The organism is Oleiphilus sp. HI0128 (genome assembly GCF_001635365.1).
Map to the genome: position 1 here is coordinate 1 of NZ_LWGG01000400.1, position 774 is coordinate 774.

Annotated in this window: 1 protein-coding gene; it reads left to right on the top strand. The window is 38.9% G+C overall.

The features are described from left to right. The first annotated feature begins 489 nt into the window (after positions 1 to 489). Positions 490 to 768: a type II toxin-antitoxin system RelE/ParE family toxin gene (locus A3763_RS04930; RefSeq protein ID WP_068509678.1), complete on the top strand. Its 279-nt coding sequence runs from the start codon at positions 490 to 492 to the stop codon at positions 766 to 768. Positions 769 to 774: the final 6 nt, after the last annotated feature.

A 774-nucleotide genomic window follows, 5' to 3' on the forward strand; every position in this document is an offset into this window, starting at 1 on the left:
AAAAACACGCAAACAAGCCGCCATTCCACTCCGTCGCGCAAATTGCGGCGTTATATGCGCAAAAGTACCAAACACTTGTACGCGGTTTTCTTAGTTTTGTGCAAAGATGGCCTTCTTATAAAGTCAGGTTATCATCAAGGTTCAGTGTTCTAAAAATTAGTTTTTTGCTCAGCGTAATCGGGTCACTTTGATGGGTGGTTTCGTTGACAGTTCAGGTAAGAATTTAGGGTTTATCGTGGTCAAAATCAGATAAACAAAATAAAAATTATTGTATGGTTTATTGCGTCGTTTCTGAGTTCTTAACAATAAATTAAGAGCATAAGGTCAAAAGACTAAAAGCAAAAATCATATAACCAGGCCATCTTTCGGATCTTCGTTTTCTGTCACCGTTTATGCAAAGAAACGCATAAACGTCGCCATAAGACTCATCCCGCAAATGGCGGCGTTATATTTATTGATGCATAGTGCGCATCATGCTACCATCAGCTTATGATTAAATCGTTTAAGCATAAAGGTCTCAAAAAGTACTTTGAATCAGGGAGTACTGCGGGCATTCAGAATAGCCATGCAAGGAAATTGAAAATGCAACTGGCGGCTATCGATACTGCTCATGTAATCGAGGATGTTGATTTACCAGGTTATCAATTGCACCCATTAAAAGGTGACCGTGAAGGTATTTGGTCTATTTCGGTTAATGGTAACTGGCGAGTAACTTTCGAATTCAAAGATGGCAATGCATTCATATTAAATTACGAGGACTATCACTAATGAGCA